We start from the raw sequence: 560 nt of genomic DNA, 5'->3' as shown, positions 1-560 counted from the left end.
TCCCGCTTGACCCTGACTTCCCCGATGATCGTTTGGCGTACATGATTGAAGACTCGGGCTTACAACACCTAGTCACTCAAGAAACGCATATCAAGCGCCTGCCTTCTGTTGCACACATACTCAATACCGATCTGATTTCTGAACGTCTATCACAGCAGAACACAGCTTGCCCAGATGTAACAATCCCTGAGGATACAGCTGCGTATATCATCTATACCTCCGGTTCTACCGGAAAGCCTAAAGGCGTTGTGGTACCCCATGCTTCCGTCATGAACTTCTTACACAGCATGGCCGAAAAGCCAGGGCTCCAGGCTGATGATACCCTGATGGCAGTAACAACTTTGTCTTTTGATATTGCCGTACTTGAACTCTACTTGCCACTCTGGGTCGGCGCCAAAATCATTATTGCCAAGAAACAGGATAGTAGTGATGGTCGACGTTTATTAAGCTTGCTGATAAAGCATCAGGCAAACTTCATGCAAGCAACACCCGCCACCTGGCGATTGCTGATCAGTAGTGGCTGGCAGGGTGAGCCTAGATTAAAAGCACTGTGCGGTGGC

1 protein-coding gene is annotated in these 560 nt (G+C 48.9%); it reads left to right on the top strand.

What is annotated here, in order from left to right; all coding sequences use genetic code 11:
* Positions 1–560, top strand: a 560-nt coding sequence (locus tag A3761_RS04810; protein ID WP_156491603.1) for an AMP-binding protein, incomplete at both ends; no start/stop codon positions are given.

It is taken from the genome of Oleiphilus sp. HI0123, assembly GCF_001635315.1.
Note: the sequence above shows the minus strand (reverse complement) of the source record. Positions and strands in the feature narration are given on the sequence as shown.